Annotated in this window: 14 protein-coding genes and 1 riboswitch; of the genes, 10 read left to right on the top strand and 4 right to left on the bottom strand. The window is 38.8% G+C overall.

All coding sequences use genetic code 11. The annotated features are described in order from the left end of the window. Position 1: 1 nt before the first annotated feature. The 6 genes from PUND_RS13445 (at position 2) to PUND_RS13420 (ending at position 6579) form a co-directional block, all read left to right on the top strand. Positions 2–934 (top strand): ornithine carbamoyltransferase, encoded by a 933-nt coding sequence (locus tag PUND_RS13445; protein ID WP_010391031.1) that lies wholly within the window; start codon positions 2–4, stop codon positions 932–934. After that, positions 931–2133: an argininosuccinate synthase gene (locus PUND_RS13440; RefSeq protein ID WP_010391032.1), complete on the top strand. Its 1203-nt coding sequence runs from the start codon at positions 931–933 to the stop codon at positions 2131–2133. The genes PUND_RS13445 and PUND_RS13440 overlap by 4 nt, the downstream gene beginning before the upstream one ends. A gap of 52 nt (positions 2134–2185) precedes the next feature. After that, complete coding sequence (gene argH, locus PUND_RS13435; protein WP_010391033.1) at positions 2186–4051, top strand: argininosuccinate lyase; 1866 nt, start codon at positions 2186–2188, stop codon at positions 4049–4051. 248 nt (positions 4052–4299) lie between these two features. After that, positions 4300–4500, top strand: a complete 201-nt coding sequence (locus tag PUND_RS13430; RefSeq protein ID WP_010391035.1) for a hypothetical protein — start codon at positions 4300–4302, stop codon at positions 4498–4500. Positions 4501–5552: 1052 nt separating this feature from the next. After that, the gene (locus tag PUND_RS13425; RefSeq protein WP_010391039.1) at positions 5553–6068 is read left to right on the top strand and encodes a hypothetical protein; all 516 of its coding nucleotides are present in this window, start codon (positions 5553–5555) and stop codon (positions 6066–6068) included. Continuing rightward, a complete protein-coding gene (locus PUND_RS13420) occupies positions 6061–6579 on the top strand; it encodes a hypothetical protein (protein ID WP_010391040.1) in 519 nt (172 codons plus the stop codon). The genes PUND_RS13425 and PUND_RS13420 overlap by 8 nt, the downstream gene beginning before the upstream one ends. Before the next feature lie 40 nt (positions 6580–6619). Here PUND_RS13420 and coaD read toward each other — a convergent pair whose 3' ends face one another. Further along, a complete protein-coding gene (coaD, locus tag PUND_RS13415) occupies positions 6620–7111 on the bottom strand; it encodes a pantetheine-phosphate adenylyltransferase (protein WP_010391041.1) in 492 nt (163 codons plus the stop codon). 177 nt (positions 7112–7288) lie between these two features. On the opposite strand from coaD, the gene PUND_RS13410 reads away from it, so the two are divergent. Beyond that, positions 7289–7942 (top strand): TetR/AcrR family transcriptional regulator, encoded by a 654-nt coding sequence (locus tag PUND_RS13410; RefSeq protein WP_010391043.1) that lies wholly within the window; start codon positions 7289–7291, stop codon positions 7940–7942. A 100-nt stretch (positions 7943–8042) separates the two neighbouring features. Further along, complete coding sequence (thiI, locus tag PUND_RS13405) at positions 8043–9500, top strand: tRNA uracil 4-sulfurtransferase ThiI (RefSeq protein WP_010391044.1); 1458 nt, start codon at positions 8043–8045, stop codon at positions 9498–9500. Between the two features lie 26 nt (positions 9501–9526). On the opposite strand, the gene PUND_RS13400 is transcribed toward thiI, so the two are convergent. Together PUND_RS13400 and PUND_RS13395 are read right to left on the bottom strand one after the other, a co-directional pair. Further along, positions 9527–10429 carry a ketopantoate reductase family protein gene (locus PUND_RS13400; RefSeq protein ID WP_010391045.1) on the bottom strand — a complete coding sequence of 301 codons (903 nt, stop codon included), beginning with the start codon at positions 10427–10429 and terminating at the stop codon, positions 9527–9529. Continuing rightward, positions 10422–10772, bottom strand: a complete 351-nt coding sequence (locus tag PUND_RS13395) for a VanZ family protein (protein ID WP_008466003.1) — start codon at positions 10770–10772, stop codon at positions 10422–10424. The genes PUND_RS13400 and PUND_RS13395 overlap by 8 nt, the downstream gene beginning before the upstream one ends. A gap of 151 nt (positions 10773–10923) precedes the next feature. Here PUND_RS13395 and PUND_RS13390 point away from each other — a divergent pair, with 151 nt between their 5' ends. Next, positions 10924–11406 (top strand): YajQ family cyclic di-GMP-binding protein, encoded by a 483-nt coding sequence (locus tag PUND_RS13390; RefSeq protein WP_008113183.1) that lies wholly within the window; start codon positions 10924–10926, stop codon positions 11404–11406. A gap of 244 nt (positions 11407–11650) precedes the next feature. Continuing rightward, a riboswitch (cobalamin riboswitch) is annotated at positions 11651–11816 on the top strand. Between the two features lie 37 nt (positions 11817–11853). Then, complete coding sequence (locus PUND_RS13385) at positions 11854–13701, top strand: TonB-dependent receptor domain-containing protein (RefSeq protein ID WP_010391047.1); 1848 nt, start codon at positions 11854–11856, stop codon at positions 13699–13701. A gap of 74 nt (positions 13702–13775) precedes the next feature. On the opposite strand, the gene msrA is transcribed toward PUND_RS13385, so the two are convergent. Continuing rightward, positions 13776–14312 carry a peptide-methionine (S)-S-oxide reductase MsrA gene (gene msrA / locus PUND_RS13380; RefSeq protein WP_010391049.1) on the bottom strand — a complete coding sequence of 179 codons (537 nt, stop codon included), beginning with the start codon at positions 14310–14312 and terminating at the stop codon, positions 13776–13778. Positions 14313–14324 lie beyond the last annotated feature (12 nt).

The following is a 14324-nucleotide window of genomic DNA, read 5'->3' as shown; positions in this document are numbered from 1 at the left end:
CATGTTTAAAGATTTTTTAACGGGTCTAGAATTAGACCAACAAGGCGCACTAAATTTATTAAAGTTAGCGCAAGATATTAAAGAAAGCCCAAGTAAATATAGCCAAGTGCTAGCTGGTAAGTCAGTGGTTACTTTGTTTGAAAAGCAAAGTTTACGTACTCGCCTTTCATTTGATATTGGTATAAACCGTTTAGGGGGCCATGCGGTTTACCTTGACCAACAAAATGGTGCAATGGGCGCCCGCGAATCAATAAAAGATTTTGCCTTAAATATTTCGACTTGGGCAGACGGGATTGTTGCGCGGGTTAATCAGCACAGTACGTTAACGACACTCGGTGAGTATTCATCCGTTCCTGTGATTAACAGTTTGTGTGATTTATATCACCCATGCCAAGCATTAGCTGATTTTTTAACGCTACAAGAAGTACATGGTGATGTTAGCCAGTTAAAGCTTGCCTACCTAGGTGAGGGCAATAATGTAACGCACTCATTAATGCTATTAGCCGCTACTTTAGGAACAGACTTTGTCGCTGTAACACCAAAAGGCAGCTCACCTGATTCGCAAGTACTTAAAAAAGCAGAGCAAATAGCAGCGATGAATGGCGCTTCTGTAATGGTAAGTGACAGGGTTGAGGCTGCCGTAGGCGCTAATGTTGTTTACGCCGATACCTGGGTATCAATGGGGGATACAACTCCTCTTGAGCAAGTAAAAGAAAAATACATGCCTTATCAATTAAACCAGGCATTGTTAGAAAAAACCGGTGCAACTACGGTATTACATTGCCAACCGGCACACCGTGAGTTTGAAATTACTTCTGAGGTAATGGATGGCCCTGCATCAAAAATTATACAGCAAGCAGAAAACCGCATGCATGCGCAAAATGCGCTATTAGTTACATTGTTAAATCCAAATTTTGTTAAGGAACACCTATGAGTTCAATTAAAAAAGTCGTTTTAGCCTATTCAGGTGGTCTTGATACATCGGCTATCGTGCCATGGTTAAAAGAGAACTACGGCTGTGAAGTTATTGCCTTTGTTGCCGATGTTGGCCAAGGAGCTGAAGAACTTGAAGGCGTAGAAGCTAAAGCTATAGCGTCTGGTGCATCTGAGTGTTACGTGGTTGATTTAAAAGATGAGATGGTAAGCGATTATATTTACCCAACGCTTAAAACGGGTTCTATATATGAAGGGACTTATTTACTTGGTACTTCTATGGCGCGTCCAATCATTGCTAAAGCGCAAGTTGAAATTGCACGTAAAGTAGGTGCCGATGCACTTTCTCATGGCTGTACGGGTAAAGGTAACGACCAAGTACGTTTTGAGTCATGTTTTGCCGCACTCGCACCTGATTTAAAAGTGATTGCGCCATGGCGTGAGTGGGATTTATCAAGCCGTGAATCATTGCTTGATTACCTAGCTGAACGTGACATTCCATGTTCTGCGTCAGCAACTAAAATTTACAGTCGTGATGCTAACGCATGGCATATTTCTCACGAAGGCGGTGAACTTGAAGACCCTTGGTGTGAACCAAGTGAGCAAGTATGGACCTGGACTAATTCACCAGAGCAAGCACCTGATAAAGCTGAACACGTCACTTTATCGGTTGTTGAAGGTGAAGTAGTTGCTGTAAATGGCGAAGAGCTTAAACCTTATGATTGTTTAGTTAAATTAAACGATATTGCATCACCTCATGGTGTGGGCCGTGTCGATATTGTAGAAAACCGTTTAGTGGGCATGAAATCGCGTGGTTGTTATGAAACGCCAGGCGGTACTGTGATCATGGCAGCGCTGCAAGCTATTGATGAGTTAGTACTTGATAAAGCGAGCCGCAAATGGAAAGAAGTACTCGGTGGTGAATTTTCACACTTAGTCTACGACGGTCGTTGGTTTACGCCGCTAAAAGATTCTATTTTAGTCGGTGCAGAAGCGCTGTCTACATTAGCAACGGGCGAAGTGGTACTTAAGCTTTATAAAGGCCAAGTCACTGCGGTTCAGAAAAAATCACCTAACAGTTTATATAGCGAAGATTTTGCTACCTTTGGTGAAGACGATGTTTATGACCAATCGCACGCAGAAGGCTTTATTCGTTTATTCTCGCTATCAAGCAGAATTTCAGCATTAGCTAAAAAGTAATTTTTTATGCCCCTTGGAATTAAGGGGCTATTATCGGGTTTGGAGAAATTTCATGGCATTATGGGGCGGACGTTTTTCTACGGGTCCAGATGAAGCGTTTAAACAGTTTAACGATTCACTTCCCTTCGATTATCAATTAGCAGAGCAAGATATAATTGGCTCTGTTGCATGGGCTGGCGCACTAGAACAAGTGAATGTGTTATCTAGTGATGAGCACAAAAAGCTGGTATCGGCACTTTATGAGTTATTTGAAGAAGTAAAAGCAAATCCACACGCTGTTGCCACTTCAGGTGCAGAGGATATTCACTCGCATGTTGAAGCTGCACTAATTGAAAAAGTAGGTGACTTAGCTAAAAAGTTACACACAGGCCGAAGCCGTAACGACCAAGTTGCTACCGACTTTAGACTCTGGTGCCGCGATACCGCCGATCATATTTTAAAAGCGATTGCGCAACTTAAAGCAGAGTTTATTGGCTTAGCTGAACGTGAGCTTGGCACAATATTACCAGGTTATACCCACTTACAACGTGCACAACCGGTGTTATTTAGTCATTGGTGTATGGCTTATGTAGAAATGCTTGAGCGTGATGAAAGCCGACTAAAAGATGCCCAAGCACGAATGAATTATTGCCCACTCGGCAGTGGTGCACTTGCGGGCACTGCATACCCGATTGATCGCCATGCACTTGCACAAGGGTTAGGATTTACTGGCGCGACTAAAAATAGTTTAGATGGTGTATCTGATCGTGACTTTGTTGTGGAACTATTAAGCTGTGCGTCTATTTCGATGATCCACTTATCGCGGATGTCTGAAGACCTGATTTTTTATAACTCGGGAGAAGCTGGCTTTATTGAACTGGCCGATAATGTGACCTCGGGTTCATCTTTAATGCCACAGAAAAAAAACCCAGATGCATTAGAGCTAATTCGCGGTAAAACTGGCCGGGTGTTTGGTGCGTTTAGCGCAATGATGATGACTCTAAAAGCACTACCGCTTGCCTACAATAAAGACATGCAAGAAGACAAAGAAGGCATTTTTGATGCCATGCCAACATGGCTTGCGTGTATTCATATGGCACAAGCGTGTATCAAAGGTATAAAAGTGAAAGCAGATAAAACCCTTGCAGCGGCAAAAGGTGGCCACGCGAATGCAACCGAACTTGCTGATTACTTAGTCGCTAAAGGAGTGCCGTTCAGAGAAGGGCATCATATTGTTGGGGTGTTGGTGCAATTAGCTATTAGTGAAGGTAAAACGTTAGAGGAGCTTTCACTAGAGCAGTATAAATCAGTAAATCCAGTGTTTGAAGATGACGTGTATCCGGTACTTGAAATTGACGCCTGTATAAAAGCACGCCAAGCGCTTGGCGGTACATCATTAGAGCAAGTAAGCAAAGCGGTGAAAGACGCGAAAAAAAAACAGCAAATAACGGTTCGTGATGCCAACTTAGATGACGTAGAAGCAATTGCTAAACTCGTACAGCACTGGGCAACAGTCGGCGAAAATTTACCGCGAGCTAAAAGTGATATGGTGCACTCAATTAATGAGTTTGCCGTAACCGAGATAGACGGTCAGGTATCGGGTTGTGCTTCACTTTATATTTACGACACAGGGTTAGCTGAAATACGTTCATTAGGCATTGATCCTAAAAGCGCAGTAACGGGGCAGGGACGAGAACTGGTTGAACACTTATTAGTGAAAGCCAAAAAGTTGGCACTCAAGCGTGTCATTGTTCTGACTCGTGTACCTGACTTTTTCGAAAATCAGCGGTTTAGTTTCTGTAATAAAGAGAGCCTACCTGAAAAAGTAATGAAAGATTGCGAGCTATGTTTACGCAAAGAAAACTGTGATGAAGTCGCAATGGAATATATGTTAAAGCCAAGTAATAGCATGGAGATCCCCTGTAAAAACGTGGCTTGAGCAATCCCTAGGATAAAAAACGCACGGTGACCCCGATGCGTTTTTTTTTGAGTAAAATAAAATGATTTTTAAATATTTACGTTGAAAAGTTAAGGTTGGCATGTTGTTTGCTTTATTTTTGTGTAACGTGTTCATTAGTCAATTAACTAACATATGCAGTACGTTACAGCAGTTACTTAGTACTGCTTAAGGTGGTGTGATTTAAATTTGCGCCAATAATAAATTTAATACTCAAAAGGATTAATTACATGCAAATTTCAGCTAATAGCCAAGTACAAATGCAAGCATACAATAAAACGCAACAATTAAAGCCTGCAATGGAACAAACTGCTAGCCCTAAAACCCTACAATCTGATACAGTAAGCTTTTCTAAAGAGGCGATGACGGCTGCTACTGCGGATTTACAGCGAGGTGGTGGTACTGTTATACCAACATGGAAACCTAAATAATTATAAAGGTTTTAAATGATTTTAACTGAGCTTTTTGGGTTGTTCTCACTGTCTGCTTTTACGATGTGGGGATTTCTAATGACTTTCTTTTTTAATATATTTGTATATTCATTAGATGTAAAAAGGGGAACAACTCTCTTACTCAGTTCATTTATCATGATGGTATCTTATACCCTTCCTGATTATTTTTATACGTGGCTATCGATGAAAGATTCAATTTATCTTGATTGGGCCATGTATGATATTGTCACGATCATCGCTCTCGCATGCATGTATAAAATTATAAAGAAAACAACCCCATCTTTTATATATTTAATTATTGGTCTATCAATAAATTCAATCCTTTTTCTTTGCATGTATCTAGATATCTATATATTAAAAAACAAAGAACCATGGTTTTTGTGGGATGCTTATACATATACAGTTAATCTTGTAGACTTCATTATGATAGTTGTATTAATTGTTGATAGAGATTTCTTGGGATTACATAAGTTCAAAAAGAAAATACTACCATCATTTCAAAGACCAAAAATAGCAAGGGATTGTAACTAAGTTGTATATCGATTACAGCATGGTTGATTACGTAAGTGCCTTCACTCAATGGGGTTTTTTAATGGCGTTTTTATACTCACTTGTTTCGAGTATAAATAAGGCAGACAAGTCGTTAACATACTTAGCCGCTATTATGTTTTCCTCTTACTTTTGTAGTGATTTTTTTCCGATATTAGAAAATGTATATTTAGATTGGATCCTCTTCGATTATATAACCATTTCTATTATTCTCATTTTATTGAATTTCTGCCTTAAAGCTCCCCTCGCTAGCTATTATATTATCCCAGGCTTACTAATAAATAGTCTGCTAACATTTTTCATTTATTATGACCTATTTGTACGTGATAATATTGATGAATGGTGGCTTTGGAGTGTTTACTCTTTAGGAGTAAATTTTATTGATGTATTAATGATTATTTCTTTGGTAATAAATACAAATATCTTAAAAAAACGACAGGTAAAAAAGCAACTTAATTTAGCTATTCGAAATAATCCTTCAAATGGATAATTTTTTGCTCAACCCATATGTATCTCTTTACCTCGGCGCATTTGTTCAGTGGGGCTTTTTAATGGCTTTTTTATACTCATTAGTAACGAGTATAAATAAACCCAAAAAAGAGGCCTTATGGCTGTCACTGATAATGTCAGTTTCATATTCTTCCAGCTTGTTTATTGATATTCAAAACATTTCTTACATGCAACTATTACTTTTTGATCTAATGACTATTTTGGCTATTTTGGTTGTAAGTAACTTCTTAAATAAAAACATTATATCTTCTTATCTATTATTAGGGCTAAGCATAAACTCACTGTTATTTTTTGGCATGCATCTGGATGTATTTGTTTTTAGTAACAGCTCACCATGGTGGTTCTGGTCATTTTATTCTTTGGGAATTAATCTTATGGATTTTATGATGATAGCCATTTTCTTTATCAATAAAGACTTTTTGAGAGTAGTGAAATTTAAAAATTGGCTTGTAAAAATTAGTATTAATAAGGCTATTATTAATGGCTGATTTTCTTTGGCAGTTAGTCGCGATTTTTGATTATATGTCGATTTTTATAACTTGGTTATTTGTAATCTCTTTTTTGTATAACCTATCGACAAGTATAAACAATCGCAATAAAAACCTTTTGCTTCTCTCTTTTATTATGATGCTATCTTACACTTCAAGCATGTTTATTGATCCAACTACAGAGACACCTCATCTTAAAATGTTTATGTTTGATATAGTGACTATTGTTTTGCTAGTTATTTGGGGATACTTTATTAAGGGCAAAATTATTCCTGTTGCTTTTTATTACCTTATTGTAGGGCTTAGCTTTAATGCACTCATGTTTTTAGGTATGCATTACGATGTCAGCATGCAGGATAATACCGATTACTGGTGGTTTTGGGCGCTTTATGCAATAGGTCAAGTTGTCAGTGATTGTGTTATGGCGATAGTTTTAATCATAAATAAAGACGTATTAAAAATACTCTGGTTAGGGAAGAAATTTAAAGGCCGTTTTATTTTAGGAGTCTAAAAGTAGCGTCTCATTTATACGCTACTTTCTGAAAAAATTATTAATGCTTGGTTTTCCCTAGCCTCGACTGCAATGCTTTCATTACTATGCTATCAACAAACTCACTCACATCCCCGTTATGGCGTGCAACTTCTTTTACGAGCGTTGATGATATAAAGGTATTACGCTCAGCAGGTGTTAAAAATACACTTTCTAAATCAGGGTTTAAACGGCGGTTCATATTTGCGAGCTGAAATTCATAATCAAAATCAGAAACCGCTCTTATACCTCTAATCAATACATTTGCGTTATGGTCACGAGCGAGATCAGCCAGCAGTCCTGAAAAGCCAATCACTTTTACATTATCTAAATGGCTTAAAATTTCATTTGCTAAATCAACGCGTTCTTCTAAAGTAAAACACGGTTTTTTACTCGGGTTATGAGCAATAGCAACAATAACGGTATCGAACATTTTAGCCGCACGCTGAATTAAATCAGTGTGGCCGTTGGTAAGAGGGTCAAATGTGCCTGGGTAGATTGCGGTCACTTTCATAATATTTACTGTGTTATTATTTTTAGCCGTAGTGTAGCAGTGTTTAGTGTGCAAAGCAGCCTTGTAAGTAAATTGTGAAGAACTTCATGCCTTGATTGTTTTAACGCTGACTATTTGTTTATACTAGTGGATTGTTTTAATGCAGCATCGTATTTTCGAAAATTGAGTAATGAGTATATGAATACCAAGGATAAAATAATTCAAACCAGTATTTCATTGTTTAATGAACATGGTGAAAGAGCAATATCAACTAATCATATTGCATCGAGTTTAGGCATGAGTCCGGGTAATCTTTACTACCACTTTAAAAATAAAGAAGACATTATTCGCCATATATTTGCACTTTATCGTGATCATTTAAGTACTCACTTTAAGCCAGTTGATAAAGGCGACGATGCTTTTGAGCATCTTGGCCCTTATTTAGATTCGCTATTTGAATTAATGTGGCGCTATCATTTTTTTTACGACAACCTTGGCGATATTCTTGCTCGCGATAGCCATTTAAAACAGGGTTACATTGATTTTCAGCAGGAATTACTTGAGCAGGTACGTAACATCATTTTGGCCTTGCGGGATAGTGAAATTATTGCCATTGATGAACAAGATGCCATTGAACTTGCTCATACGCTAAAATTAACGGTTAGCTTTTGGACACCCTATATGAAAGCAAGAAGACTAAGTGGTGTGCTGGTTGAGCAAGATATTTACCCTGGCATTGTAAAAGTACTGACTTTATTTAAGGCTTACAGTACAGAAAAAAGCGCAAATAAAATTAATCAGTTAAGAGACAAGTACGCACTTTTAGCAAATGCTGCCCCCCAGAATCCTTAAGCCTGTTGAGTTGGTTAGTTCCTAGGCGCTAAATTTTTTGCTATAATCCGCCGCGCCCAATGCCTGGGTGCGCGAATTCCCGCAGTCTAAGAGTTGAACTATGCTTAAATTTATCGTCAAACTTCACCCTGAAATAGCCATTAAAAGCCGTTCAGTCCGTAAACGCTTTACCAAAGTGTTAGAAAATAACATTAAAATTGTATTGCGTCGTGTTGACGAAAAAGTACAAGTACGTAATAACTGGGATAATATTTCAGTTGTTACAAAACTAGATGATGCTCAAACTCGCCTTGATTTTATTGATAGCTTGCAGCGCATTCCTGGCATCGTACAGTTTATTGAAGTGACCGAAACAGACTTTAAAACCCTTGATGACATCTATCAAAAAACCATTGCGTTAGTTGGCCACACTATTATTGGTAAAACCTTTTGTGTACGTGCTAAGCGCATAGGTCAACATGATTTTACTTCAACTGAACTAGAGCGCTACGTTGGTGGCGGGCTTAATCAACATGTTGAAGGAGCTCGAGTAAAGCTAAGCCGCCCTGAGGTAACGATTCGTTTAGAAATTAAAGACGAAAAAGCCTACATAGTGACGCAAACCCATTTAGGAATGGCGGGCTTTCCACTGCCAACACAAGACGATGTATTATCGCTTATGTCTGGTGGATTTGATTCTGGCGTTGCCAGTTATCAGATGATCCGTAAAGGCGCTCGTACACACTTTTTATTCTTTAACTTAGGTGGTGCTGCCCACGAAATTGGGGTTAAGCAAGCGAGCTACTACCTATGGAAACAATACAGCTCTACGCATAAAGTTAAGTTTATTACTGTTGATTTTGAACCAGTTGTTGCGGAAATTTTAGAAAACGTTGAGAACAGCCAAATGGGTGTTGTGCTTAAACGTATGATGATGCGAGCGGGTAGTGCCGTTGCTGAAAAACTAAATATTCAAGCTTTGGTAACGGGTGAAAGTATAGGTCAGGTGTCTAGCCAAACCTTAGCTAACTTAAGTGTGATTGACCGTGTAACCGAAACGCTGATTTTACGTCCACTTATCCAACATGATAAGCAAGAGATCATTAATATAGCGCGCCAAATAGGCACTGCAGAAATGGCAGAAACGATGCCTGAATACTGTGGTGTGATCTCTAAAAAGCCGACGGTTAAAGCCAAAATTGAAGTCATTAAAGCAGAAGAAGAGAAGTTTGATTTTGATGTATTAAATACCGTTATTGATAACGCCCGTGTTATGGATGTGCGCGATATCGATGTTGAAGCTAAGCAAGAGCTTAAAGAAGCTGAGTCAGTTACAGAGTTACCAGAGGGAGCGGTTGTTGTTGATATTCGCTCACCTGAGGAAGAAGATGCCGCTCCGCTTGAAATTGATGGTATTGAAGTTATTCATTTACCGTTTTTCCGTTTAGCAACTAAGTTTGGTGATTTACCTAAAGGTAAAGACTATTACTTATATTGCCAAAAAGGGGTAATGAGCCAGTTACAAGCACTTATTCTTCACGAAGAAGGCTTTACCACTGTAAAAGTCTATCGTCGTTAATGGCTAAATATTTTAAAAGCGCGGATTTATTCCGCGCTTTTTTTTGTCAGAATTTCAGCAAGTAAAGCGTCGTTATACGGGGTCGCAATATTATGTCGCTTGCCTTGCTCACTAATATAACCACAAATTGCCATGATCTCAGTTTGCCTATTATGCAAAACGTCTTGATGCATAGATGAGTAATTCTCTGTCGTTAAACTCATTACCTTGTAGGCGCGCTCGAGAGCATCGATAAGCTTAATATTAAGTTTAAGCGCGGTCGCAATATGGCACGCCTCTGTTAATAAATTAATAATTGAGCTATTAAACTGTGGCGCACGCAACTGGCCATTTTTTATATTGTACAGAGCGGTTAATGGATTTATGGCAATATTAACTAGTAGCTTTTCAAACCTAAGTTGCTCAATATTGTTGCTGACAATTAATTGCGGAATAGTGTGTAATTGCGCACTAAACTGTTGAAGATTTTGCATAGCTAGTTGATTACAGCCCCCTAATACACTTTGTCCATTTCCGGTATGCTGCACAATATTAGGGTTTGATTTGAACCCAGCCATGCTGGTGGTTAAAAAGTACAACGACTGCTGCTGTGTTAACTGTGCATTTAATTGTTCAACATTACCCATGCCATTATGACTCAGTACAATATGGGTATTATTACCAAGATAAGGCTTTACTTGGGCATAGGCTTGTTGCACTGCAAACGCTTTAACAGTGAATAAAACAATGTCAAACTCGGGAGCTTGGGCTAATTGCTGTTGTGAGATGAAAGTGGCGTTAATTTTTTCAGACGCAGCGTTACTGTGGCTGTAAAAGCGAGTATTTACTGTGCCTTTTTTGGTAAGAACATAAACTGTGTGATATTTAGCTAAGAAATGACTAAATAACAAGCCTATAGCACCATCACCAACAACGAGTATGTTAGCCATAATGCTTCTTTTTACGCAGTGTTAATAGGGCTTTAGCTAAAAAGTAGCTCGCCGCACCAATAAAGTCGGCAACAAAATCGGCCAGTGATGCTTGTCTGTAAGGGAGGCTATCTTGCATAATTTCTATTGCGGCACCATAGCCGGCTAACAGCAATATTTGTGCATATAACGGCAGTTTAAAGGCTTTATCCATTATAATGGCAAGTAAAAAGAAAATACCAAAATGCGCCACTTTATCTACATGCGGAAATAAGTTTGCAGCCCCTTTTACCTCTTTAGCAAATAAGAAGGTAAATGCGACAATACTAATTAAAAAAATAGCTTGGTAAACACGCCTCGTCACAAAAAATCCTAAAATCGTATAAAAAAGAAGCCTCAGTATATCAAACTAAATTAGTATCGCACCTGAACAAGATGCAGAAAAATGTAAAGATTTATCATTTTAACGTTATAATTGCCGCATAAAATTAAGATTAGCTAGTTAGGAGAACATCATGCCTTCATTTGATATTGTATCTGAAGTAGAAATGAACGAAGCACAAAACGCGGTTGATAACGCCAATCGTGAATTAGAAACACGATTTGATTTTAGAGGGGTCGATGCCTCAATTGAATTAAACGATAAAACAATTAAATTAAAAGCTGAAGCAGATGCTCAGGTTATGCAGTTGTTTGATATTTTAGCTGGAAAAGTTTCAAAGCGTGGAATGGATGTTGCGAGCCTAGAACTTCAAGAGATTTCTCGCGCAGGCAAAAATGTTTTTCGTAACGTTGCACTAAAGCAGGGTATCGAAAAAGATATGGCTAAAAAAGTAGTAAAAGCCATTAAAGATTCTAAAGTAAAAGTGCAAGCGGCTATTCAAGGCGAAGAAGTACGCGTAACGGGTAAAAAGCGTGATGACTTACAAGCTGCTATGCAAGTTGTACGCACTGCCGATTTAGGTCAGCCATTTCAGTTTAAAAACTTCCGCGATTAATTTATTGTTTCGAGCTAGGCACTATAGGCGCTTAGTTCAAAGCAACATGTATTTAGCCAAACACGTTATATTGTTTGGCTTTTTTATTTTTGGACCTATGATAATTATCGAGCATCGAGCATCGAGCATCGAGCATCGAGCATCGAGCATCGAGCATCGAACCCCAAACCCCGATTTGTAGATGTTTAGACGTCCGTTGACATTTTTTAGTAAACAGATAACAATAGCTGCCTATTTTCAAGGTGCTTGCTAAACACTTCAACGGTGTGATTTTTTTAGTAGGATAATCGGGAAGTTGGTGCGTTTTCATTGATGAAGTCAATCCCAACACTGCCCCCGCAACGGTAAAGTTATGCTGTATTAAATTATGGTAACTGAGTCCGGAGACCGGCCTTGATGTAATCTTACTTATTAACATCTTTGCGGTGGGCAGAGATAGGGAACATCATGATAAATAAAACTGCATTGGGTGTGGCTATTTCGGCTGCGCTGTCTTTTTCTGCATCTGCAGAGCAAACAATTGAAAGAATAACCGTTACTGCAAATAAATTTGAACAACCTATAAATGATGTATTAGCAAGTGTGGCAGTTGTCGACCGCGCTGATATTGAAAAAGCGAATTACCGAGACTTACCTGCAATATTAAATACCATTGCTGGTATTGATATTGTCCGTAACGGCGGATTAGGTCAAAAAGCAGATATATTTGTTCGCGGTGCTAGCGCTAAATATGCCTTAGTATTGGTTGATGGCGTAAGAGTGAGCGATGCAAGCTCAGGTAGTGTATCGCTAACTAATATTCCAGTTAATAGTATCGAGCGTGTTGAAGTTATTAAAGGTGCCAGAGCAGCTATTTATGGCTCTGATGCGGTAGCCGGAGTAATTAATATCATTACCCGTAAAGCCTCAAATAATACGCTTTCGGCTACTTTGGGCAGTCATAGTTACAGTAATTATCAGCTTGCTGGTGGGCTTGCAAAAGAGGCGCTTAGCTTTAATTATAATCTAGGCTATGAAGAGACAGATGGTTTTGATGTTACTGGCAAAGACCCTGTGGCTGAATACACCAAAGATCACGATGATGATGGCTACAAAAATAAAAACATTGGCTTTAATTTAGCGTATGAACTGGCTGAACTAGGTAAGTTGAGCTTACAGTCTCAGTACAGTGAAGGTGAAGCGCAGTATGATAACGCATGGGGTAACGATGCCTACGATTTTGAAAACTATACCGCTAAGCTAGGCTGGAAAAAAGCCTCAGAAATATATACCCAAAGTACTTCATTGAGTATATCGCAAGAAGAAAATACTCAAACTGGCACCGATGTTCAGCAAGTGTATAGCACAGAGCGTGTTGAGTTTGAATACCGAGGGCTTTATAGCCTAACGAAAGAGCTTGATTTATCAGGTGGTTTTAATTACTTGTCTGAGGATTTATCAAACTCGTCAGCAACGTCATCAGAAGAAAAACGCGATAACAACGCATTGTTTATAGGCGCGTTTTATAGTCATGAACAATGGTTAGCAAATGCGGTTATCAGAACCGATGATTATGACTTTCACGGCCGTGCCAATACTTACAGTACTGGGCTTGGATATAAAGCGAATCAGTATGTAACGGTACGTTTAAATCATGGCACCGCATTTAGGGCGCCGTCTTTAATTAATGCGTTTGTAACTAACAGCCCATACTATCTACCAAATAATAATATTAAGCCAGAGGAAGCCTTAAACAATGAGTTTGGTGTTACCCTAGAAACTCAATGGGGACGTTATGATATTGCTATTTTCGATAACCGTATCAATAATTTAATTAGTAATAATTATGATGCAGACTCAGGTAAATATATTGCAACTAACATAGATAAAGTATCTATGCAGGGGATAGAATTATCGGCTGAGTTTTCAGCGTTAGGCTTTGAACACTCTGTTAATGTTAGTTTTTTAGATGCTACAGATGAAAAGACGAATACAGATTTACCACGCAGGCCTTCAGAGTCGTTTAATTATCAACTCGCTAAGTCATGGGGCGATTTTGATGCTAGTTTAGATATGCAGTATCGCTCATCGCGTCCATCAATTGCGTATTATGATTCTGAACTCGCTGACTATACGGTATTTAATTTAGCAGCCAATTACCAGTTGCTCGATAATTTGTCGTTAGCTGCTCGAATAGAAAATATTACTGATAAGGAATATTTTACTGCAGCAACAGGGTTTGCTGCCAGTGGTGAGCTATTAGGTTATAACAGCGCAGGAAGAACTTTCTTTGTGGGGGCAAATTATCAGTTTTAATTATCACTTTTAGTTGCCGAAAAACAAATAGCCCAGCAAATTGCTGGGCTATTTGGTTAGCGCTTTAAAGCACTTTATTCACTTAAAAACTCGCTAAATTCGGTTTCAAACTTGTGCAACTTAGGCGCAATTAAAATACTACAGTAGCCTTGTTCTGGGTTTTCATTGTAATAGTCTTGATGAAAACTTTCAGCAGGGTAAAAAGTGGTTGCTGGGCTTACCTCTGTTACTATAGGCTCGCTAACATGAGTTTGCAGCTCTGCAATAACGGCCTGTGTTTGCAATTGTTGTTGCTGATCATGGTAATACACAACGCTGCGGTATTGAGTACCTATATCGTTACCTTGGCGATTTAACTGGGTGGCATCATGCAAGGTAAAAAACATTGCGAGTAAGGTTTCAAAGCTTATCACACTAGAATCAAATTCAACCTTAACCACTTCGGCATGTCCGCTGTTGCCTGTGCAAATGGCTTTGTAGGTTGGGTTATCAGTATGTCCACCCGTGTAACCAGAACAAACACTGAGTACCCCTCTAACACGCCTAAATGCCGCATCAATACACCAAAAACAGCCGCCGCCTAGTGTTGCTACCTGTGTGGTCGAACTCATAAGTACTTCCTC

Origin of the sequence: Pseudoalteromonas undina, assembly GCF_000238275.3 — a bacterium.
GTDB classification, from domain to species: Bacteria; Pseudomonadota; Gammaproteobacteria; order Enterobacterales; family Alteromonadaceae; genus Pseudoalteromonas; species Pseudoalteromonas undina.
Note: the sequence above shows the minus strand (reverse complement) of the source record. Positions and strands in the feature narration are given on the sequence as shown.

Bases quoted from the DNA above. Each gene is read 5' to 3' on its own strand.
- PUND_RS13445 (WP_010391031.1), top strand. From the start codon at position 2: ATGTTTAAAGATTTTTTAACGGGTCTAGAATTAGACCAACAAGGCGCA.
- PUND_RS13440 (WP_010391032.1), top strand. From the start codon at position 931: ATGAGTTCAATTAAAAAAGTCGTTTTAGCCTATTCAGGTGGTCTTGAT.
- argH (WP_010391033.1), top strand. From the start codon at position 2,186: ATGGCATTATGGGGCGGACGTTTTTCTACGGGTCCAGATGAAGCGTTT.
- PUND_RS13430 (WP_010391035.1), top strand. From the start codon at position 4,300: ATGCAAATTTCAGCTAATAGCCAAGTACAAATGCAAGCATACAATAAA.
- PUND_RS13425 (WP_010391039.1), top strand. From the start codon at position 5,553: ATGGATAATTTTTTGCTCAACCCATATGTATCTCTTTACCTCGGCGCA.
- PUND_RS13420 (WP_010391040.1), top strand. From the start codon at position 6,061: ATGGCTGATTTTCTTTGGCAGTTAGTCGCGATTTTTGATTATATGTCG.
- coaD (WP_010391041.1), bottom strand. From the start codon at position 7,111: ATGAAAGTGACCGCAATCTACCCAGGCACATTTGACCCTCTTACCAAC.
- PUND_RS13410 (WP_010391043.1), top strand. From the start codon at position 7,289: ATGAATACCAAGGATAAAATAATTCAAACCAGTATTTCATTGTTTAAT.
- thiI (WP_010391044.1), top strand. From the start codon at position 8,043: ATGCTTAAATTTATCGTCAAACTTCACCCTGAAATAGCCATTAAAAGC.
- PUND_RS13400 (WP_010391045.1), bottom strand. From the start codon at position 10,429: ATGGCTAACATACTCGTTGTTGGTGATGGTGCTATAGGCTTGTTATTT.
- PUND_RS13390 (WP_008113183.1), top strand. From the start codon at position 10,924: ATGCCTTCATTTGATATTGTATCTGAAGTAGAAATGAACGAAGCACAA.
- PUND_RS13385 (WP_010391047.1), top strand. From the start codon at position 11,854: ATGATAAATAAAACTGCATTGGGTGTGGCTATTTCGGCTGCGCTGTCT.
- msrA (WP_010391049.1), bottom strand. From the start codon at position 14,312: ATGAGTTCGACCACACAGGTAGCAACACTAGGCGGCGGCTGTTTTTGG.